General features: G+C 41.9%; 15 protein-coding genes and 3 pseudogenes. 12 read left to right on the top strand and 6 right to left on the bottom strand.

Annotation, left to right across the window (positions count from 1 at the left end; genetic code table 11):
* Positions 1-253 precede the first annotated feature (253 nt).
* Together F988_RS14300 and F988_RS03130 are read left to right on the top strand one after the other, a co-directional pair.
* A pseudogene (locus F988_RS14300) lies at positions 254-730 on the top strand (DUF2147 domain-containing protein).
* A gap of 107 nt (positions 731-837) precedes the next feature.
* Positions 838-1,311: a DUF2147 domain-containing protein gene (locus tag F988_RS03130; protein WP_004680985.1), complete on the top strand. Its 474-nt coding sequence runs from the start codon at positions 838-840 to the stop codon at positions 1,309-1,311.
* Between the two features lie 54 nt (positions 1,312-1,365).
* Here F988_RS03130 and F988_RS03125 read toward each other — a convergent pair whose 3' ends face one another.
* Positions 1,366-1,623 carry a hypothetical protein gene (locus F988_RS03125; protein WP_004680984.1) on the bottom strand — a complete coding sequence of 86 codons (258 nt, stop codon included), beginning with the start codon at positions 1,621-1,623 and terminating at the stop codon, positions 1,366-1,368.
* Positions 1,624-1,968: 345 nt separating this feature from the next.
* On the opposite strand from F988_RS03125, the gene pepN reads away from it, so the two are divergent.
* The 4 genes from pepN to F988_RS03105 all read left to right on the top strand — a co-directional run bounded on the left by pepN (position 1,969) and on the right by F988_RS03105 (position 7,517).
* Entirely contained in the window at positions 1,969-4,578 is a 2,610-nt protein-coding gene (gene pepN / locus F988_RS03120; RefSeq protein WP_004680983.1) for an aminopeptidase N, read from the top strand.
* A gap of 100 nt (positions 4,579-4,678) precedes the next feature.
* A complete protein-coding gene (locus F988_RS03115) occupies positions 4,679-6,436 on the top strand; it encodes a sensor histidine kinase (RefSeq protein WP_004680982.1) in 1,758 nt (585 codons plus the stop codon).
* An 18-nt stretch (positions 6,437-6,454) separates the two neighbouring features.
* Positions 6,455-6,814: a sensor histidine kinase gene (locus F988_RS03110; protein WP_004680981.1), complete on the top strand. Its 360-nt coding sequence runs from the start codon at positions 6,455-6,457 to the stop codon at positions 6,812-6,814.
* Positions 6,815-6,863: 49 nt separating this feature from the next.
* Complete coding sequence (locus F988_RS03105) at positions 6,864-7,517, top strand: response regulator transcription factor (protein ID WP_004758257.1); 654 nt, start codon at positions 6,864-6,866, stop codon at positions 7,515-7,517.
* Here the strand turns inward: F988_RS03105 and F988_RS03100 are convergent.
* A complete protein-coding gene (locus F988_RS03100) occupies positions 7,509-8,117 on the bottom strand; it encodes a Uma2 family endonuclease (protein WP_004677877.1) in 609 nt (202 codons plus the stop codon). The two genes, F988_RS03105 and F988_RS03100, sit on opposite strands and share 9 nt — an antisense overlap.
* Positions 8,118-8,321: 204 nt before the next feature.
* Here F988_RS03100 and F988_RS03095 point away from each other — a divergent pair, with 204 nt between their 5' ends.
* From F988_RS03095 to F988_RS03075, 4 genes are all read left to right on the top strand, one after another.
* Positions 8,322-9,689, top strand: a complete 1,368-nt coding sequence (locus F988_RS03095; RefSeq protein WP_004680977.1) for a hypothetical protein — start codon at positions 8,322-8,324, stop codon at positions 9,687-9,689.
* A 537-nt stretch (positions 9,690-10,226) separates the two neighbouring features.
* Positions 10,227-10,913 (top strand): dienelactone hydrolase family protein, encoded by a 687-nt coding sequence (locus tag F988_RS03085; protein WP_004680976.1) that lies wholly within the window; start codon positions 10,227-10,229, stop codon positions 10,911-10,913.
* A gap of 66 nt (positions 10,914-10,979) precedes the next feature.
* Entirely contained in the window at positions 10,980-11,396 is a 417-nt protein-coding gene (locus F988_RS03080) for an RDD family protein (protein ID WP_004680975.1), read from the top strand.
* Between the two features lie 165 nt (positions 11,397-11,561).
* Positions 11,562-13,394 carry a monovalent cation:proton antiporter-2 (CPA2) family protein gene (locus tag F988_RS03075; protein WP_004680974.1) on the top strand — a complete coding sequence of 611 codons (1,833 nt, stop codon included), beginning with the start codon at positions 11,562-11,564 and terminating at the stop codon, positions 13,392-13,394.
* Positions 13,395-13,432: 38 nt separating this feature from the next.
* On the opposite strand, the gene F988_RS03070 is transcribed toward F988_RS03075, so the two are convergent.
* The 4 genes and pseudogenes from F988_RS03070 to F988_RS03055 all read right to left on the bottom strand — a co-directional run.
* A complete protein-coding gene (locus F988_RS03070; RefSeq protein ID WP_004680973.1) occupies positions 13,433-14,389 on the bottom strand; it encodes a benzoate/H(+) symporter BenE family transporter in 957 nt (318 codons plus the stop codon).
* Between the two features lie 108 nt (positions 14,390-14,497).
* A complete protein-coding gene (gene leuE, locus F988_RS03065; protein ID WP_004677871.1) occupies positions 14,498-15,148 on the bottom strand; it encodes a leucine efflux protein LeuE in 651 nt (216 codons plus the stop codon).
* A gap of 73 nt (positions 15,149-15,221) precedes the next feature.
* Positions 15,222-16,211, bottom strand: a complete 990-nt coding sequence (gene tal, locus F988_RS03060; protein WP_004677869.1) for a transaldolase — start codon at positions 16,209-16,211, stop codon at positions 15,222-15,224.
* A gap of 113 nt (positions 16,212-16,324) precedes the next feature.
* Positions 16,325-16,621: pseudogene (locus tag F988_RS03055) on the bottom strand (LysR family transcriptional regulator); the annotation flags it as partial.
* Here F988_RS03055 and F988_RS03050 point away from each other — a divergent pair.
* Together F988_RS03050 and mfd are read left to right on the top strand one after the other, a co-directional pair.
* Positions 16,617-16,949, top strand: a pseudogene (locus tag F988_RS03050) (hypothetical protein); the annotation flags it as partial. The pseudogenes F988_RS03055 and F988_RS03050 sit on opposite strands and share 5 nt — an antisense overlap.
* Positions 16,950-17,048: 99 nt before the next feature.
* The gene (gene mfd / locus F988_RS03045; RefSeq protein ID WP_004680970.1) at positions 17,049-20,510 is read left to right on the top strand and encodes a transcription-repair coupling factor; all 3,462 of its coding nucleotides are present in this window, start codon (positions 17,049-17,051) and stop codon (positions 20,508-20,510) included.
* The last annotated feature ends 54 nt before the right edge of the window (positions 20,511-20,564 follow it).

Here is a 20,564-nt window from a genome sequence, read left to right as displayed (position 1 = left end):
AGGAATCCCCGTCCTTTAGGTCGGGGAGGATGTCAAGCATGGTTATGTTGGGATTTCTGCTTTAGGTCGTACAGTGGTATGGACTAGGACGGATAGTGCGTCGTCCTAGTGGTTTATTTTTAAATATGTGAACCAGTTAAAATTCACTCTCATTTTAGACAGTCAAATATACATTTACCTTGTTGACTGTCTTCAAACATTAGAATAGATATATATAAATGAGATGGACCTGTTTTGCATTATGGAGCGTTTTATGCAAAAAAACTCACTCATGAATGGAATCATGGGAATTTCTTTGGCGGTGTTCTCAACTGGTGCTTTTGCTGTAACACCTGAAAGGTATTGGAAAAGCATTGACGACCGTACAGGCGAGCAGCTTTCATTTGTCGAAATAAAAAAGAAACCTGATACGACTTATACAGCAACCATTGTCTACCGTTATTCTGTTCTAGGTGGTGAGAATATACTGACCAACTGTGTTAAGTGCCCTGAAGTTTTCAAAAATAAACCCATTCTGGGTCTTCAGATCGCCTAGGGGTTAAAAGAAGACCCAAAGAACCCAAATCACTATATTGACGGTCGTGTTTTAGAGCCTAAAACAGGAAATATCTATGAAGGTAAGGCACAACTCAGTGCTGATGGCAAGCGTATACGTATGCGTGGTTATATGGGAATCTCTGTTTTGGGGCGTACCGTGGTCTGGATTCGGACGGAACATGCAAATCCATAAAACTTCGAACTGGGGCGTCAAAGTGAGTTGATTTAAAAATGTGATAAGTTATATAAAATTGGTTGTATAAAGATAAATGTGTTTCTTTTTAAATGACGGGATTAATTATGCTAAATCGTGTGTTCATAAAAGGCATCGTGGGATGCTCTATTGCTTGCGCAAGCCTAACAACTTTTGCAGCCTCTATCGAAGGTTACTGGAAAAGTATTGAAGAACGTACAGGTGAACAACTGTCAATTGTTGAAATCCGTAAAGGAAACGATGGCAGATATCATGGAAAAATCGTTTATCGTTATCCGAACTCGCATGGTATTGCACTGACCAACTGCACCAAATGTCCAGCACCTTATACTAATAAACCCATTCTGGGTTTGGAGATTTTATCTGGATTTAGGGAAGATCCAAATAAGGCAAATGCTTATATTGATGGTCGAGTACTGGAACCTACATCTGGGAGAATTTATAAAGGTAAGGCTGTGGTGACTGGTGAAGGTAAACGCCTGCGCATGCGTGGTTATATGGGGGTGTCTGCATTGGGTCGTACCGTAGTCTGGATTCGTACAGATAAGGCAAACCCTTAATCTTATTTAAAAAAACCTCGAACCATTGGGATTCGAGGTTTTTTATTGGGTCAACTAAACGGGGCACGGTAGATTTTCGTCTTCCTCACCGATTTTTTTCGCGGCAATGAGTGCCTGCACTTTTTTGCTTGGTACTTTTTCTTTTCCAAGCACATCATAGGTATTCACGATATTGGTAACTTCTAAGGCGCTAAGATCAATACCCTCCGCTGATAAGAATACTGAAATCACATGATGATCAATGCCCGCGGCAGCAAGATCATGGATTGCCTTAATATTTTCTAGACGATACAAATGTGCTTTTAATTCCATAACAGTAGCCCTCGCTTGTTATTTTATATACCTACATTGGCATATATCATTAAGCAATAACCATGCACAAAATGTAAAAGTCTGGAAAAAAATGTAAATTGAGCGATGAAATGCAATTGCTTATGTAGTTTTTATTTAAGAATAGAAACCTATGTTGTAATTTTGTCTAAACTATCAGCATATTGACTCAATTTGATTTGAAAATGACAGAGTTTAGCTCAATAAAATTGTTAAAACTCATACGGGGTCTTAAAGACAGGCGGTATCAGTTGGCGTATGATCAAGTCATTACGAGTCTTGCCAACAAGACCATCAAAAAGACATGACCAAAGATAAGGAATACTGATGAACATTGCGGCACGACCTCCTGTACAGGCAGATCAAACCATTTATTTAAAAGATTATCAAAAACCCGCTTTTCTGGTTGAGTCGATTCATTTGGACATTCAGGTCTATGATGATCACACCATTGTTGATTCAACATTGGTTATGAAACGTCAGGCAGCGGGTGAGCTGGTATTGTTGGGTCGTGATCTGGAGTTACAATCCATTCAAATGAATGGACAGTTGTTGAATGCTGGTCAATATCAACTGGACAGTGAGCAGTTGGTGATCACCGATGCACCAGATCAGGTCATTTTGAAAATTCAAGTGGTGATTCACCCTGAGTCAAATACGCAACTGGAAGGTTTATACAAAGCGGGTGATTTATTCGTGACTCAGAATGAGCCCGAAGGTTTCCGTAAAATTACATTCTATCCAGACCGTCCAGATGTGTTGGCGGAGTTTACCACCCGTGTTGAAGCGGATAAAAAATATCCAGTATTACTTGCAAATGGTAACTTATTGGAAACAGGTGAAGTGGGAGAGGGGCGCCATTTTGCCATCTGGCAAGACCCGACCAAGAAGCCAAGCTATTTATTTGCCTGTGTGATTGGTGATTTAGCGGTACTGAAAGATCGCTATACCACGTCTGAGGGACGTGATGTTGCTCTGGAAATTTATGCGATTGAAAAAGATATTCCAAAATGCCATATCGCGATGGAAGCACTAAAGCATTCAATGCGCTGGGACGAAGAACACTATGGTCGCCCGTATGATCTCGATAACTACATGATTGTGGCAGTGAGCCAGTTCAATATGGGCGCAATGGAAAATAAAGGTTTAAATATCTTTAATACGTCTTGTGTGCTTGCTGATGAGGAATACACCACTGATGCAGCCATTATGCGAGTGCAGTCGGTGATTGCCCATGAATATTTCCATAACTGGACAGGCAACCGTATTACCTGCCGTGACTGGTTCCAGTTGTGTCTAAAGGAAGGTTTGACAGTTTTCCGTGACCAGTCTTTCTCTGAGGATTTACAGTCTGCGGCAGTCCAACGTATTGATGATGTAGCGGTGTTGAAGTCACATCAATTTCCTGAAGATGCAGGTCCATTATCACATCCACCACGTCCAGATCATTTTGTTGAAATCAATAATTTCTATACTGCAACGGTTTATGAAAAAGGTGCAGAAATTAACCGCATGATGGCGACTTTGCTGGGCAAGGAAAAATACCGTAAAGGAACGGACGAATATTTTCGTCGTCATGATGGTCAGGCGGTGACGGTGGAAGACTGGGTTGCCGCATTAAGCGCAGGGTCAGATGTGGATTTAACCAATTTCTTAACATGGTATAACCAGCCAGGTACACCAAAACTGGAAGCCAGAGGTGAATATGATGCGGTTGCACAGACCTATCGTTTAAGCTTCAAACAAAGCCTAAAAGCACATCCTAAATATCCAAATTTAAAAGCAGTGCCAATTCCTGTGGCCTTGGCTTTATTTAATGCCAATACAGGTGAGCAATATACTTTGCATAGCCCTGATCTGTTTGTGGATGATGTTAAAGATGGGGTGTATTTATTTGATCAGGATGAGGCGAGTATTGAATTTACAGGTGTGACTACACAACCTGTTGCATCGTTATTGCGTAATTTCTCTGCACCTGTCAATCTGGTGTTTGACTATTCAGATGAAGATCTTGCTTTCCTGATTCAGCATGAAACCAACGGTTTTAACCAATGGCAAGCCACACAAAACTTGCTGGAACGTATTCTTTTAGAAGAGCATAAGGTCGATGCCTATATTCAGGCGATTAAAAATACCTTGCCTGAATTGGTCAATAAAGATCCTTTGCTTGCTTCACGCCTGTTTGATGTACCAAGTGAAAACTATTTAGGTAGTCGTATTGATCAAGACTATGAGCCTGAATTGATTCGTGAGAAACGCGAAGCAGTGTTGGATCGGTTGGCTCGTGAGTTGGGTTCATTCTGGAAAGACACCTATCTATCTTTAGACCCAGAGATGCAAAAAGAGTTTTCTTTGGCGATGGGGGTGCGGGCGCTTAAAAATATCATGCTAAATATGCTGGCACGTCAGGGCGATGAGTCGGTATTTGATTTGGCTTATGCGCAGTATCAAAACACGGGCAATATGTCTGAACGTTTGGGGGCATTGCGTGTGCTGGTCTGCAATGATGCACCACAGGCTCAAGATGTTTTGGATGACTTCTATAATCGTTTTAAGGATGAAGCCTTGTCGCTGGATCAGTGGTTTAGCATTCAAGCATCCAATCCGAATGCGACTGAAGAAACCATCAAATATTTGACCCAGCATGTAGATTATGATTTGGGAACACCGAATCGTATCCGTGCAGTGAGTGGCGGTTTGTCAAATAACCCAGTGAATACGTGGAGCTTTGGTGTCGATCATTTTATTGAGCTTGCCGCTTATTTGGATGAGAAAAACCCAATTTTAGGTTCCCGTTTATTACAGGTACTTTCTCGCTGGTACACTTTGGCTGAGCCACAACGCAGTCAGGTACAGCAGGCATTGAAGGCGTTGCAACCGAAAGTGAAATCTAAGAATGTATCTGAAACCTTGAGCAGTATGCTAAACATTGAATAACACATTATTTTCGTCAGAAAGGATGCTGTCACAGCATCCTTTTTTATATGTTCTGGATTATCATTAGCTCACAGAAAGGATACTCATATTGTGGTGATACATGGCTTTGCGTCGCAAAACACCAGCGGATCGGTTGTTTTATGCCATTTTAGGATTGTCGTTGGCCCTTATTGCGGTCATCTATTGTGCGGTAAATCAGCCCAGTAGCCATTTACGCTTTGAAGTCAAAGAACGCCAAAAAATTTCGGTATTTGACGGGGAGCGATTGATATTACAGGATGTGGATTCAGTTGCGATTTCATCAGCAGGTGGGCAGAACCGAATACAGCTAAACGCAAATGACTTTACTGAAGATCCCCATTTTGTTGCAACCTATCCTGAGATGCAGCAATTTTTTATCAAGCAGAGCCAAGTTCATCAACTGATGAGCCAGCATCAGCACATATTTTTGCAGTCAGGCGATCATTCAAGCTCAACGCCATATCCTGTCAATATTCAGCCTAAACGAACACTTCGGGATTTACCTTTTGAGTTCTGGTTTCAGCTTGCTGTCAGTTCGATTGGGTTTTTACTCGGCTGTTGGATTTGGGCATTGCGTCCCAATGAAATCGCCCCGCGTGTTTTTGCCTTACTCAATGCGGCCTATCCAGTATTCGCCTTTTCCGCAGCCATCTATAGCACCCGTGATCTGGCTTTAAATGCCGAATTATTTCGGGTACTGGTCGCAATCAATACGGGTGGTGCATTGCTATATGGCTGTGCATTAATCAGTCTATTCCTGGTGTACCCAAAGCAGTTGATCAGAACCCAATGGTTGTGGGCAATACCGATATTTTTCTCTGGTTGGTGGTTGCTCGATACCTTATTTCTATTACCTGAACCAAGCATGGGGGGAGACTTACCCGTTACCTTACAAATGCTGAGCGCAATTTTATGTATGGTTTGGCAATGGCGGGCAAACCGACATGATCCACGGGCAAAAGTGGCATTGCGCTGGTTTGCCTTATGGATTCTGGTTAGTAGCGGCGCATTTGTATTTTTGGTTCAGAGCACCCAGCTACTTGATATTCAGCTGAATATGTCACAAGCCTATTCGTTCGGTTTCTTCCTGTTTGTGACCATTGGTATTGCGATTGGCTTAAAACGCTATCAGTTATTTAGTCTGGACCGTTGGGCATTCGGAATTCTGTACTGGCTGGCAGGAGCGATTTTACTGGTGTTGCTGGATGCCTTTCTGGTGATGATGTTAAGCCCACTTATGTCACTCAGTCTGGCTATCCTGATCTGTGGTCTGATTTGGCTGCCTGTCCGTGGCTGGCTACAGGCACGGCTGTTACAACGTAAAAAATTATCCGACAGCGAACTGTTTGAGCGAATCTTGCAGGTCAGCTTTGCGGTGAATGAGCAGGAACGCCAGTTACAGTGGAAAGCCTTGTTGAATGACCTGTTTCAGCCATTAAACCTTGAAATAAGTGAACACGAAAATAATAGCCAAATTGAAGATAATGGACTGGTGATGTATACCCCACAGGTGGCAGGACTGGCAGCGATGCGTCTCAGCTATCCGCAGCAAGGCCGCCGTTTGTTTAATGCCTATGACCAGCAACTGGTTCAGAATTTATTACCGTTTTTAGCTCAGGCAGTCGAGAGTCGGGTTGCCTATGACAATGGTGTGCGTGAGGAAAGACACCGTATCGCCCGCGACTTGCACGATGACCTGGGGGCAAAACTATTATCAGGTCTGTATCAGAACGATGTGGATCAAGCCAAGCAGGCCATTCGTCAGGCGATTGCTGAAATGCGTACCATCGTCAATGGTCTGTTGGGTACGGGTGTTGAGTTAAATATGGTTTTGTAGGAGTTTGAGCATGAGGTTGTGACCCGCCTGCAAAGTTGTGGGATAGAACTGAATTGGCAACAAAATCTTGGAGATGTACCCATCACCTTAAGTTATGCACAATACAGGCATTATATTTCTGTGCTTCGGGAAATCATCAGTAATATAATGAAGTATGCCAATGCCCAGAGTGTAATCATTGAGATTAGCTTGGTTGATTCACAACTGGTTTCTGTCATTTGTGATGATGGTAATGGTTTTGATGGTGAAACTAATCAGTCTGAGGGGAATGGGCTTAAAAACCTGAGGGAACGTGCAACTGAACTTTCAGCAACCTTGCATTTCCAAAGTCTGCCAGAGGTAAAAGGTTCAAGGGTTGAGTTGATCTTCCCATTATAGCGACTTTGGCAAAAAGCAATGGATGGTCAATATATAAATGGGTATAAACATGATTCGAACGGCATTGATTTTAGAAGATATACTGGAAGTCAATGCATGGATCAAACAGATGTTACTTGAAACCTTTGCAGGCATTCGTATCCAGCAGGTTTATAGTGTAAAGGAAGCAAAGCAGTCATTATTGTCACAACATTATGATCTGGCCTTGATTGATCTTTCCTTGCCTGATGGAAAGGGAACAGAGGTGATTGACTGGCTGGCACAACATTCTGTCAATACCCTGAGTGTGGTGGTAACAATTTTTGAAGATGACCAATATCTGTTTGAGGCCATTTGTCATGGTGCAAAAGGGTACTTGCTGAAAGACCTTGAACCCACTATATTTCAGCAGCATTTGAAAAACCTGATTGCTGGAATCCATGCCTTTTCCCCAAGCATGACGCAGAAACTACTCAATTATGTCAAAACACATGAACAGCTTAAGCAGCAAAAGCAACAGGCCATACAGTCGCTGACTTTAACCAATCGGGAAAAACAGGTGCTTGTTTATATTGCCAAGGGGCATCAGGTGGCTGAAATCGCCTACGAATTAAAATTATCTGGCCATACCATAAATGGCTATATCAAGACAATTTATCAGAAATTGCATATCTCCTCCCGTGCTGAAGCGGCACTGCTGGCACAGCAATATGGTTTAATTTGAGAGGTTTTGTTCTGCTAGGGCTTTCTTCTCTAGCCATGTCACGACATCTTCATTTTTGACACGGTCATAAATATCTTCAACTGAAATGCTTAAACCAATTGAGTTCAGTGTAATGTGATCTCCCAAATAGTAGAAATGAGATTGCCAGTTTTGACTACGACATACTACTTCAATCTCGGCAATACCCTGTTCAATCAGGATATATTCCTGTAGGGTCGGAATCTGTAGATACTTTTCACGTTTGATCACACGGTCAATCTGGCGCGTGGATTTAGACAATACCTCAACAATAATGGTCGGTGTTTCTGTAAAAACACTGTCATCTGCTAAATCTGAACAATCAACCAGTACATCAGGATAGAAATAACAGCTATCTACTTTAACTTTCATATCTCCGCTATAAGGCTGGCAGGTTTTTCCCTTTAAGTGTTGGTGTAATGCAGAGGAAATGTTGAGGGTAATTCTGTTATGCGCCGCTTTTGCCCCAGCCATTGCATAGACTTCGCCATGAATATATTCATGTTTAATATCAGTTAGCAATTCGCCATCAAGATAATCCTGTTCACTGACTGAAAGTGGGTAGGCATGATGAGGTGACATGGCAATAACTCATAATGATATAAATACAGCCTATACCTTAGCGTGTATGAAGAAGTATCACAACTCATTGAATATTCACATTGTAAACAAGTTTTTGAAGTCAAAATAGATTTTAGGCTATCCCCCCCTGAACTGGGGATACGCAGAAAACCCTAAAAACGTTACTGTCATCACGAAAGGGATGAAATAACGAATGGGGTTCGTATGTTAAAAAAAAGTTTATTGAGTGCTTGTATTGCTGCCAGTGTTTTACTTACAGCATGTCATGATGACGATGATCAGCACAGTAATACATCTCCAACACCGACCACAACCTACAGTAATTTAGCTGGAACAGCAGCTGTTGGGGCAGCGATTAAAAATGCCAGTGTCACAGCGAGTTGTAAAGATGGCACTGGGTTTAAAAATGAGGTTAAAACCAATGAACAGGGGGAATGGTCAGGCCAGGTGGATAGCACTAAACTACCTTGTGCATTGGAAGTGAAAGCATCAGATACCCAAACCTTGCATGGTTACGCTGCAAAAGCGGGTAATGTCAATATCACGCCATTTACTGATCTTGCTCTGGCTTTGGCAAGCTCACAAACGCCAAGTGACTGGTTTAAAACCTATCAACCGATTTTAGAAACCACACTTAAAACTGCGGTAGATAATTTAACTAAACAACTCAGAGCAGATGGTTATGTATTACCAGAAAACTTTGACCTATTAACAACTAAATTTGCAATTGATGATGCATTTGATAAGGCTCTGGATGCTTTTGCGGCATCATTGGCTGCCAATCAAGCAACAATTAAAGACTACGCTGCCCTGATTGAGAAAGTAAAAGCAGGAGATGTGGCAGCAGTTCCTGATTTCGTTCCTGTAACTCCTGCCCCAGTAACAGAAACCTGTGCCAGCAAGAAACTACCTGTAGGCAAACTCAGTGATTTGACGAGCTATAGCGGTGATTACAGTGATAAAGGTACAGTGGTCTTGAATCTGGATGCAGCGACAGGAAAAGTTATTGCAAAAGGCACAACTGCAACCATTGCAGAAGTTTGCGGTGCAAACGTTCAGCAAAATGGGACAAATTATTATGTAATTACTGACAAGGGATATGTGACCCTATTTAAAGAGAATGCAGGTAAATATTCTGCGGAAAGTGCAGATTTTACAGGTTTTTATGGTGAAAAGACCACAGCCTCTCCACAACTTTGTGAATCAAATGGTGCGGATGATAAGCTTGGCTTTAAGAATGCCCCGCATGATTTCTGTAGCTTTAGTAAGGTGAGTTCGGTTGTAATTAAATCACCTGATATTTATACATTTTTTAATGCTGATAAAAAAGAAAATGTAAAAATCACGGTTGAAAATACAGTCGTAAAAACTGTTCAGGTTGAAAATAATCAATATGCGTGGGCATGTGGTGTGGGAACAAATCCTGCCTGTAATGGTGTTACCGTAAAAGATGGACAGATCAATTCAAAACCTGCAAAAAGCTTCTATTTTAATAATACTGTATTAAAAGCAGTCAGTGGGACAACGCAAGATCTAACAGTTAAAAATAATAGTCTGTTGATGCATTTATAACAGTCAGTCGACTACACCAACACCTGCTACAAGCTGTGCAAATAGTACCAATCAATGGGGTTGTATCACCATTACTGGATTAGCTTCGCCATTGATATTCGAACATAACTCAACTGTATGGGCGACACCAAGAGTTGGGCAGTTTAACGCATCTAATCAAACTGTAAATGTACAGTTCGCCCATAAAGCAAATCCACCACTAGAGGATGGTATAACGATTACCAAAGCTAATGCGAGTGCTACTTATATCTCATTTGTACTAGGTTCAATAACTTGGTATCAATGTGGAACATATGCTTCGGAAACTTCTGTATGCCCTGGATTAAGTTTGGACACAGCAAACCGTACATTAACATTTAAAGATGTAAAACTTTCTCAACAAGCTGATCCAACGAAAATATTAACTGCTAATGGTATACTGAAATTTTAAAAATTCACTCTAATCTTAGCTGGGGCATCTATTGATGCCCTTTTTTATTTGACAATTAATATTGTCAAAAATGATATAAAAGCGATTTAAAAAAATGGATAGCTGAAATGGAAATAAAAACAATCACATTACCGACACGTCAAATTGAAGTTGAAGTGTATGCATCTGCATCAAGCTCCGAAAAAGCACCAGCCATATTACTGCTGCATGAGTTATTCGGCATTCTCGATGTTTACCGTGAAGATGCCCAAGACTTGGCTGATCGGGGCTATTTGGTTTATGTGCCTAATTTATTTAGTGGTGGTGCAGTCAAATATTGTATTCGTGCCATGGTGAGTAAGGCAGGACGTATTAATGCAGCCGACAGTGAAGTTAATCAGGAAATTCATGTTTTACTCGATGCATTAAAAGCAGACCCAAGATCGAATGGTCGGTTAGGCATGTTAGGGCAGTGTTTAACAGGGGGTTATGTGATTCAGATGGCCAAGCGTGAGGATATGCTGGCACCTGTGGTTTATCATCATTCACTGGGTATTCAAGGTGCGGGTGTACCGAAAAAAGAACCTCTGGATAACATTCGCATTTTGCAGGGACATTGGTCAAACGTTGATCCATTCTGTCCAGCAACCAAGCGCAACAAATTGATTCAGGAACTGGGTGATCGGGTTGAAGCCTATACCTATAACATGCCACATGGTTTCCGCAGTGTCAGTCGGGGCCTACCTGAAGCAAAGGTAGTTTGGCAACGTACGATTGATTTCTTTGATCGTGAATTAAAACAAAATATTGTATAAATGATATGCTTAGGCACATATCATATATAAATATTGATTCTTATAGAAATAAAATGAGAGGGGAAAATGTCACATACATACGAATATGCAGGTTTTTGGATACGTCTATTAGCTTCAATTATTGACTCGATTATCCTGATCGTTGCTTTAATTCCGATTATGATGATTATCGCACCAAATGCTGCAAGTGGTTTTACAGGCTGGACATGGTCAGATTGGCTTGGCCAGATTATTGGTGCAGTTTTTTATATTGTATGCTGGGTAAAATTTGCAGGAACACCTGGAAAACGGTTGTTACGTTTAAAGGTACTGGATGAAAAAACAGGTGAAAACCTGACGGTTGGGCAAGCCATTCTTCGTTATATCGGTTATTTCCCATCTACGCTGGTTTTCTTTCTGGGTTTTATCTGGATTGCATTCGATAGCAAAAAACAAGGTTGGCATGACAAAATCGCAAAAAGCGTAGTTGTGCGTGAGCTATAACTTTAGATTTTCACGATGAACACAAAAAAGTCGTCATGGTTGACGGCTTTTTTGTTTCTATCCGCATGAAAATAAATGAATTGAGAGGTTATGTCTCATAAATGATATATCAGTCTTTTAAGCTTTCACATAGAATAAAATCGCATTGATAAAAATGAGAACAACATGAGTTCAGAGGCACATTCAATTAGCTTAATTGCACCCGTGGTTTTATTGGCCGCGGCTGTGATTGCAGTCCCTATTTTTAAACGAATAGGTTTGGGTTCGGTACTGGGTTACTTAATTGCAGGCTTGATCATTGGACCATTTGGCTTTGCATTTTTCCACGACTCCACATCAATTTTACATATTGCAGAATTAGGGGTTGTCATGTACCTGTTTGTGATTGGTCTGGAAATGCAGCCTTCACATTTATGGGGACTCAGACGCGAAATCTTTGGCCTGGGGACATTGCAGATTGTAGCCTGTGCGACCGCATTAACAGGCGTGGGGCTATTATTTGGCTTCACATGGCAGGTGGCTTTTATTGGGGCGGCTTGTTTTGTACTCACTTCAACAGCAATTGTGATGCAGTTACTGGGAGATCGGGGTGATATTGCCCAGCCACAGGGCCAGAAGATTGTTGCCATTTTATTGTTTGAAGATTTATTGATTGTTCCTTTACTTGCAATTGTTGCTTTCATGGCACCGAATCATGTGGTTGAAAGTACCTCGGCGCGTTTAGAAAATATTGGTATTGGTTTAATTGCAATTGCAGGTTTAATCGCCGCAGGTTATTGGTTGCTGAATCCTCTGTTTAGATTTCTGGCGGCTGCAAAGGCGCGGGAAGTCATGACCGCAGCAGCGTTACTGGTTGTGCTGGGTGCTGCATTGCTGATGCAGGTCAGTGGTTTGTCTATGGCAATGGGTGCTTTTCTTGCAGGTGTGTTGTTGTCTGAATCAACATTCAGGCATCAAATTGAAGCGGATATAGAACCATTCCGAGGGTTGTTACTGGGTTTGTTTTTCCTCGGTGTTGGGATGTCGCTCGATTTGTCCGTGGTTGCCCAAAACTGGCAGCTTATTCTCAGTGGTGTGTTGGCGATGATGTTCGCCAAGGCACTGATGATCTATATCGTTGCCCGCATTACCAAAAGTTCACATACCGAAGCACTGGATCGTGCATTGCTGATGGCCCAGGGTGGTGAATTTGCCTTTGTGTTGTTTGCTGCGGCTCTCAGTGCCCAGGTGATTGATAATACAATCAAGTCGAACCTGACCGCAATTATCGTGCTTTCAATGGTGTTGACACCTATTCTGGGGATTGTATTCAAGCGATTTACTCAAACCAAGGACGAAATTAATTTAGACAATGTCAATGTTGCCGATGGACTCAGTGGTAGTGTTCTGATGATTGGTTTTGGCCGTTTTGGGCAGGTGACCAGTCAATTATTACTGGCAAGAGGCGTTGATGTCACCATTATTGATAATGACATTGACATGATTCAAAACGCGGAAAAATTCGGTTTTAAAATCTATTATGGTGACGGTTGCCGTCTGGATATTCTGCATGCTTCGGGGGCGGCTACGGCGCAGGCAATCGTGGTGTGTGTCGATAGTAAAGAAACCACCAATCGAATTGTGGAGCTGGTGACGCATGAATTTCCACTGGCCAAGCTGCTGGTACGTTCCTATGACCGCGAACACTCACTTTATTTAGTCAAGCAAAAAGTGGATTATATGATTCGTGAAACCTTTGAATCAGCAATCAAGTTTGGCGGCGTGATTTTGCAAGAACTGGGTGTCGATGAAGATGAGGTTCAGCGCATTGCCGATGAAATTCGTGAGCGTGATGATGAGCGTTTTGAAACAGAAATCGCTGCGGATGACGTTTATGCAGGTGTGGGTCTGCAATATACCAATGCCCATCCACGTCCAACTGCACCATTAATTCGACCTAAACAGGCTGGACGGATTTTAAACGATGAAGAGGCGCAGAAAGATTTGGATGAAAAATAACGGTTAACCAATTCATTTCTTAAATAAGCCTTAGGATACTAAGGCTTATTTTTTAGTTTCAACCTGAATAGGATCAAAACAAAAATACCTAAGATCAATCCCCAAAAAGCGGAACCAATCCCCCAGAACTGCACACCAGAAGCACTACATAAAAAAGTCAGCAAGGCTGCTTCACGTTCTTCTACATTGGCAAAAGCAAGTGCAACGTTATGGCTAATGGTTGCAAACAGGGCAACACCCGTCCAGCCGACCAGTTGATTGACATGCGGTTGATAGCCATAACTCTTGATCATGGCAATCCCAGGCAAGTTCTGTGAGGTCATATTAATCACAAACAGCGGTAAAGCCAGACCGAGTAAGGCAGACCATGAAAATGCAGGTTGCATCCAGACAGGTTGTGCCAAAGACCATGTGATGGAATGCAATTGAAACTCGATAAAGAATGGGCAAATCATCGCTCCTAAAATCACGGTGAGTACGATGCTGTAACGCGGAAACAGTCTTTTTGAGACCAGATAAATCAGCAGCATACTCAGGATAAAACCCAGATAAGTTTGCATACTGCTAAAAATCTGTATGCCAAATTTTAATAAAATTCCTGCAAGCATCGCACACGTGAGGCTTTGCGGAATATGCGCCATTAACTTTTGGAAAATGCCTGAAAATCCAACGATTGCGATTGCGACGCCACACATTAAGAAAGCACCAATTGCTTCATACAAATCATAATGGCCTGTAGAAGCGATAATCAACGCAATCCCAGGGGTCGACCATGCTGTTGCCACGGGATATTTATATTTCCATGACAGGATTAAGCCTGATAGACCAATTGCCAAACCCAGTGCCCAAAACCATGAGCTGATTTGTGCAGTATTTGCCCCTAAAGATTGTGCGCCTTGAATCACCAAGACCGCAGAAACGCTAATCCCAATCAGGAAAGTAATAAAGCCAGCAAATACCGCAGGAATGGAAAAATCTTGAATAAGGCGTTGCATCAATGCATCTATAGTTGATTAAAATTTGTTGAAAAGTATATCGTTAATATTCGCTAAATCGTAGTTCTAAAATGATTGAATAAATTGATCATTTGATCAAAAGTAGCATTAAGCCAGCGTTGAGGTTGCGAGTTTAACACCAAAACCAAAAAACAGGATGCCAACCAGACAAATACCACTTGCTGCCAGTTTAAGGTTATGTTTAAAAAAAGCTGCCAATTTAATACCAGAAAAGATCAAGGCGGTTAAATAACTAAAACTGATCAATTGCAGAATAATCGCCAGAATTAAAAAACTTAATGCAGGATAGGCATAGTCTGGTTTGACGAACTGCACAAAGAAAGACAGAAAAAATAGGATGGCTTTGGGATTAAGCAAGCTGATACTCAGTGCTGTACGGTAGGGGTGAACTTGATCTAATTGAGGTAAATCAGGCAGTTCAGCATGCTGTTGTGGTGTGTTCCATGTTTGATAAGCGCCCTGTAATAATTTAAAACCTAAATAGGCTAAGTAGGCACCCCCGATTATTTTTAAAATCACAAATAAAATTGGAAAAGCTTGTAACAGGGATGCTGCTCCAAAAATAGTCAGCAGGATTAAAATAGAATCGCCTGTTAATACGCCCAATGCACCCCAAAAACCTGTTTGGATCCCATAACGTGAGGCAACCGACATTACATATAACGAGTTGGGGCCAGGTAATAAGATAATCAACACTGTACCAATGATGTAAGTGGTTAAATCTGTGATACCAAACACAATCAACTCATTAAAAAACCGATTCTTGCTATAGTAACAAAAATCGGTTTTTTATAGTTGAAAAATCGACTAATTAAGGCTGGATTTCAGCATCAATACCAAATGATTGGCGTAGTAATAAACTGAGCTGGTCACGCGCCTTGATAAAGCCATCAATACCGCTTTGCAGTAACTGGAAAGCCATCAAGTCGTGTTCAAGTTCTGCCTTAAAGCTTTCTTTGCTTTGGGCAGGACGTTCAATTTTTTCTGCCTGTTGTGCTGCTTCGGTACTGAGCTGAGCTGTAACCGTTTGCTGATCCTGTTCCAGTTGCGCCAATAAATTTGGCGCAATCGTCAATAAATCACAACCTGCCAAGCCTAAAACTTGCGCTGTGGTGCGGAAGCTTGCACCCATGACCTGGGTTGGAATCCCATGTTGTTTGTAGTAGTTATAGATTTTCTTAACTGACAGCACTCCAGGGTCTTTTTCAATTGGATATTGATCAACGCCCTCAGCTTTTTTATACCAGTCCAGAATACGACCAACAAATGGGGAAATCAGTGTGACTTTGGCATCAGCACAGGCTTGGGCTTGATGTAGACCAAACAACAAAGTCAGGTTACATGGAATTCCCTCAGCTTCCAGCACTTTAGCTGCCTGAATCCCTTCCCATGTTGACGCAATCTTGATCAGGATGCGTGACTGTTCAATGCCATAGCCCTGATAAAGCTTGGAGAGTTCACGTGCCTTGGCAATCGTCGCTTCGGTATCATAAGACAGTGAGGCATCTACCTCAGTTGATACACGGCCATCAATCAGCTTTAAAATTTCAACACCAAATTTCACAGTTAAAATATCAATGGTGCGTTCAATCAGTTCATCACCCTGATAATTTTCCTGTTTTGCCTGAGTATAGGCATCTTCAATCAGTTCCTTGCTTTCGGGTTGTTCAGCAGCAGCCGTGATCAGTGATGGATTGGTAGTGGCATCCAAAGGGCGAAATTTTTCAATTGCTTCCAGATCACTACTATCGGCAACCACAGTGGTTAAATTCTTTAATTGATGTAATGCAGATTCAGTCATTGCTATAGATTTCTTGCTAAACAATATTATTGGTAACTTCTGTTATAGCACAATCTGCGTGAAAGCAAAGCATGGCTTTGATTGTAGATAGAGATTTATCTGTTTGCTTTTTATTATTTGTTATTGAGTTGGCGTTGTGTGCGGATATGCTCAATTAAGAAGCGTGCTGCTGCACCCAAGTCGCTTTCACGACTCCAGACCAAATCCACATAATATTCAAATTTGGGGGTAAAATCATAAAGTTCCATGATTTTAAATTTTTTCTTTAAGTCAGGATTTTCATTAAACATTTCCAGCGGTAAAACCCCCCAACCCAGATTCCTAACAATCATCATACAGGCGGAGTGATGATTATCAGTACGCCAGTAATCTTTGGAAAATAACAGCTCAGGTTTAATGGTATGGTCTCTGCAAATCAACTATTTTGCAGCGGTTCGTTTGACATTAGGTCTGTTGCCACATTTTCTGGAAAATGGTGGAGGACATGTGATTAATATCTCGACCATGTGCACCCATGTTCCGATGTCATCTAAAACAACGATTTATAAACATATGCAAATGCGGGATACCTCTACCGCAGCAGGATGGATTGTCAAGGCAGTACAGCAAAAGTCCTATCGTATCACCAGTACCAGTGGTGCAATTGCCAATGCCTTGCTGAATACTGCACCTGCTACGGTTATGAATTTAACCCGCCCCTTATTTCGCTTGATGGACCGCCAGTTAGAGAAAAAATGAAAAGATAAATCCAGTTAGTCTTCTTTCTGGATTTATATCCACATAAAAAACATCATGCTAAACTAAGTCAATTGTCCTTTAAATTGCACGATTTTCTCTATGTTTCAACAAGAAATCTCTCAATTAAATCTACAACAATTCAAAGCAGGCGAAAAACGCTGGATTGGTTCATTGCTTGGATCATCAGCTGCATTATTATTTAAAGAAATAGCCACGCAAAGTTCCAGTCTCTATGTGATTGTTGCAAGCAATAACCAGCATCTTGCGCAATTAGAAAGTGAACTTGAATTCTATGGCATCAAGCCTACCATTTTCCCTGACTGGGAAATTTTGCCTTATGACCGTTTGTCACCGCATCAGGATATTGTGTCAGAACGTTTGGCTATTCTGTCCCATATGCCACAAAAGGGCATTTTACTGATTTCGGCAAGTACACTTGCTCAAAGGGTTGCACCATATTCATGGGTTGTGGGCGAGCATTTTGATATTAAGGTGGGACAGAAACTTGATCTGGAAGCTCAAAAAAAGCAGTTGGTACAAGCAGGCTATCGGTTGGTTGATACGGTGTATGATCATGGTGAATTTGCGGTTCGTGGCAGCATCATGGATATTTACGCCTCTGGACAAGATCAACCGATTCGAATTGACTTATTTGATGATGAAATTGAGAGTCTGAAATTCTTCGATCCAGAAACGCAGCGCACCACTGAATCCTTAAAAAACTTTACTGTTTTACCTGCTAAAGAGTTTCCATTAAAAGAGGGGCGTTCGACTTTTAGAGATCGTTATGCGGAAAGTTTTCCCACTGCCAATCCTAAGAAAAATCCAATTTATCAGGATGTCCTAGAGGGCATTGCGACCCCAGGTCTGGAATTTTACCTACCATTATTCTTTGATAAAAAGCTGATGGAAACACAAAGCATCCTCACAACCTACTTACCAAAGAATTGCGTTGTCATTACAAATAATGAAGTTGAAGATGAACTCATCAACTTCTGGAAGGAAGTGGTTCGTCGTTATGAGGATCGTCGTCATAACATTGATCAACCGATTCTTCCTCCCGAGGAATTATTTTTAATGCCACATCATGTGTTACAGGCATTAAATCAATTTCCACGAATTCTGGCCTCAGCAGAAGCATTTGAAGCCAAAGCAGGTGTACTCAATCTTGCTGCTGAGCAGCCACCCAAACTTGCGGTTGATCCTAAAAAGCAACAGCCTTTTGAGGTGGTGAAACATTATGTTGATCAAGCTAAACATCCTATTTTATTGGTTGCGGAAAGTGCAGGTCGCCGTGAAACTTTAAAAGATGCTTTGCGGGCGGTATTAGGTGAAATTCAAACCGTAGAGAGTTTTGCCCAGTTCCAGAAAGATCAGTTACAGGTTGCCATTACCAGCGCGCCTTTAGATCGGGGCTTGTTGCTAACGAATCAACTTTCGGTGATTTCTGAAAATCAGCTCTATGAACATCGTGTGGTACAACGTCGCCGTAAACGTCAACAGGAAGTGTCGGAAGAATTCCTGATACGTAGTCTGACGGAACTGAGTATTGGTGCACCTGTGGTACATATTGATCATGGTGTTGGACGTTATGCAGGCTTGACGACGCTGGAAATTGATCAGCAGGATCACGAATTCTTACAGCTTGACTATGCTGATGGTGCAAAAGTTTATGTGCCTGTGACCAATTTACACCTGATTAGCCGTTATAGTGGCGGTGATCCCAATCTTGCACCTTTGCATAAATTAGGTACGGATACATGGAGCAAGGCCAAGCGTAAAGCACTGGAACAAATCCATGATGTTGCGGCTGAGTTGCTGCATATACAGGCACGTCGTCAGTCCAAGCCAGGCTTTGCATTTGAAATGGACCATACCGCTTATATGCAATTTGCCAGTGGCTTTGCTTATGAGGAAACACTTGACCAAGCCAATGCGATTGAAGCGACCCTACATGATATGCAACTGGCCAAGCCAATGGATCGTCTAGTCTGTGGTGATGTGGGCTTTGGTAAAACAGAGGTGGCGATGCGTGCCGCTTTTGTCGCTGTGCAAAATGGTAAACAGGTTGCCGTACTGGTTCCAACTACGCTATTGGCGCAGCAGCATTATGAATCCTTTAAAGACCGTTTTGCTGATACGGCCGTTCGTATTGAAGTATTGTCCCGTTTTGGCAGTAATAAAACTCATCTCAAAATTATTGAGGATTTGGCCGAGGGTAGAGTCGATATTGTCGTTGGTACACATAAAATCTTACAAGAGAATGTGCAATTTAAAAACCTTGGTTTAATGATTGTAGATGAAGAACATCGTTTTGGGGTTCGGGATAAAGAGCGTATTAAAGCCTTACGTGCCGATGTGGATATGTTGACTTTAACCGCAACTCCAATTCCCCGTACCTTGAATATGGCATTCTCTGGAATGCGGGATTTATCGATTATTGCGACACCGCCTGCACGGCGTTTGGCAGTGAAAACCTTTGTACAGGAACATACCGATGACTCGATTAAAGAAGCAATTTTACGTGAATTGCTGCGTGGGGGTCAGGTCTATTTGCTGCATAATGAAGTGGAAACCATTGAGCGCAGTGCTGAAACCATTCGTGAATTGGTACCAGAAGCGCGCGTTGCAGTCGCACATGGGCAAATGCGAGAACGCGAATTAGAGCAAGTCATGCAGCAGTTTTATCATAAAGAATACAATGTCTTGGTATGCTCGACCATTATTGAAACAGGAATTGACGTCCCAAATGCCAATACCATTTTAATTGAACGTGCAGATAAACTCGGATTGGCGCAGTTGCACCAACTACGTGGTCGTGTCGGGCGCTCGCATCACCAAGCTTATGCGTATTTACTTGTACCATCTATTAAAGGCTTAAAAGGTGATGCTGAAAAACGCCTGGATGCCATTCAGCGTGCCTCAACTTTAGGGGCAGGTTTTATGCTAGCAACCGAAGACTTGGAAATTCGTGGTGCGGGCGAATTACTGGGCGAGCAACAAAGTGGTTCAATGCAAGCCATTGGTTATAGCTTGTATATGGAAATGCTAGAAAAAGCCACCAAAGCCATTCAAAAGGGTAAAACCCCTAACTTCGATGCACCGTTGTCTTTAACTGCAGAAATCAACCTGCACATGCCTGCTTTAATTCCAGATGATTATTTGGGTGATGTGCATCAGCGTTTATTGTTCTACAAACGCATTAGTAATACTGATACTCAAGAAAAGCTTGATCATATCCGCATGGAGTTGATTGACCGTTTTGGTATTCCACCGCAACCCGTTAAGCAACTATTCAGCGTTCATCAAATACGTTTGAGAGCAGAGCAACTGGGCATCACCAAAGTGGATATCAATAGCAATGGTGGCTACATTGAATTTTCGCCCGATACACCTGTGCAAGCCATGAGCATTATTCAAATGATGCAAAAACATCCGACCTATTTCCGTATGGATGGTGGGCAGCGTTTGAAAGTAATGGTAATGTTGCAAGATGCTGAAAAGCGGATTCAATTTATTGCCGATCTATTAAACAGCCTGCTAAAAACTTTGCACAGCTGAGATTAAAATGCAAATTGACCTAAATATCACATCGGTAAATTTATGAATATTTTC

It is taken from the genome of Acinetobacter parvus DSM 16617 = CIP 108168, from assembly GCF_000368025.1.
GTDB lineage: Bacteria > Pseudomonadota > Gammaproteobacteria > Pseudomonadales > Moraxellaceae > Acinetobacter > Acinetobacter parvus.
Note: the sequence above shows the minus strand (reverse complement) of the source record. Positions and strands in the feature narration are given on the sequence as shown.

What these genes read in the sequence shown, in the direction of transcription:
- pepN (WP_004680983.1), top strand. Translation starts at nt 1,969, where the DNA reads ATGAACATTGCGGCACGACCTCCTGTACAGGCAGATCAAACCATTTAT.
- F988_RS03095 (WP_004680977.1), top strand. Translation starts at nt 8,322, where the DNA reads ATGTTAAAAAAAAGTTTATTGAGTGCTTGTATTGCTGCCAGTGTTTTA.
- F988_RS03105 (WP_004758257.1), top strand. Translation starts at nt 6,864, where the DNA reads ATGATTCGAACGGCATTGATTTTAGAAGATATACTGGAAGTCAATGCA.
- F988_RS03075 (WP_004680974.1), top strand. Translation starts at nt 11,562, where the DNA reads ATGAGTTCAGAGGCACATTCAATTAGCTTAATTGCACCCGTGGTTTTA.
- tal (WP_004677869.1), bottom strand. Translation starts at nt 16,211, where the DNA reads ATGACTGAATCTGCATTACATCAATTAAAGAATTTAACCACTGTGGTT.
- mfd (WP_004680970.1), top strand. Translation starts at nt 17,049, where the DNA reads ATGTTTCAACAAGAAATCTCTCAATTAAATCTACAACAATTCAAAGCA.
- F988_RS03125 (WP_004680984.1), bottom strand. Translation starts at nt 1,623, where the DNA reads ATGGAATTAAAAGCACATTTGTATCGTCTAGAAAATATTAAGGCAATC.
- F988_RS03070 (WP_004680973.1), bottom strand. Translation starts at nt 14,389, where the DNA reads ATGCAACGCCTTATTCAAGATTTTTCCATTCCTGCGGTATTTGCTGGC.
- F988_RS03100 (WP_004677877.1), bottom strand. Translation starts at nt 8,117, where the DNA reads ATGTCACCTCATCATGCCTACCCACTTTCAGTCAGTGAACAGGATTAT.
- F988_RS03080 (WP_004680975.1), top strand. Translation starts at nt 10,980, where the DNA reads ATGTCACATACATACGAATATGCAGGTTTTTGGATACGTCTATTAGCT.
- F988_RS03130 (WP_004680985.1), top strand. Translation starts at nt 838, where the DNA reads ATGCTAAATCGTGTGTTCATAAAAGGCATCGTGGGATGCTCTATTGCT.
- F988_RS03115 (WP_004680982.1), top strand. Translation starts at nt 4,679, where the DNA reads ATGGCTTTGCGTCGCAAAACACCAGCGGATCGGTTGTTTTATGCCATT.
- F988_RS03085 (WP_004680976.1), top strand. Translation starts at nt 10,227, where the DNA reads ATGGAAATAAAAACAATCACATTACCGACACGTCAAATTGAAGTTGAA.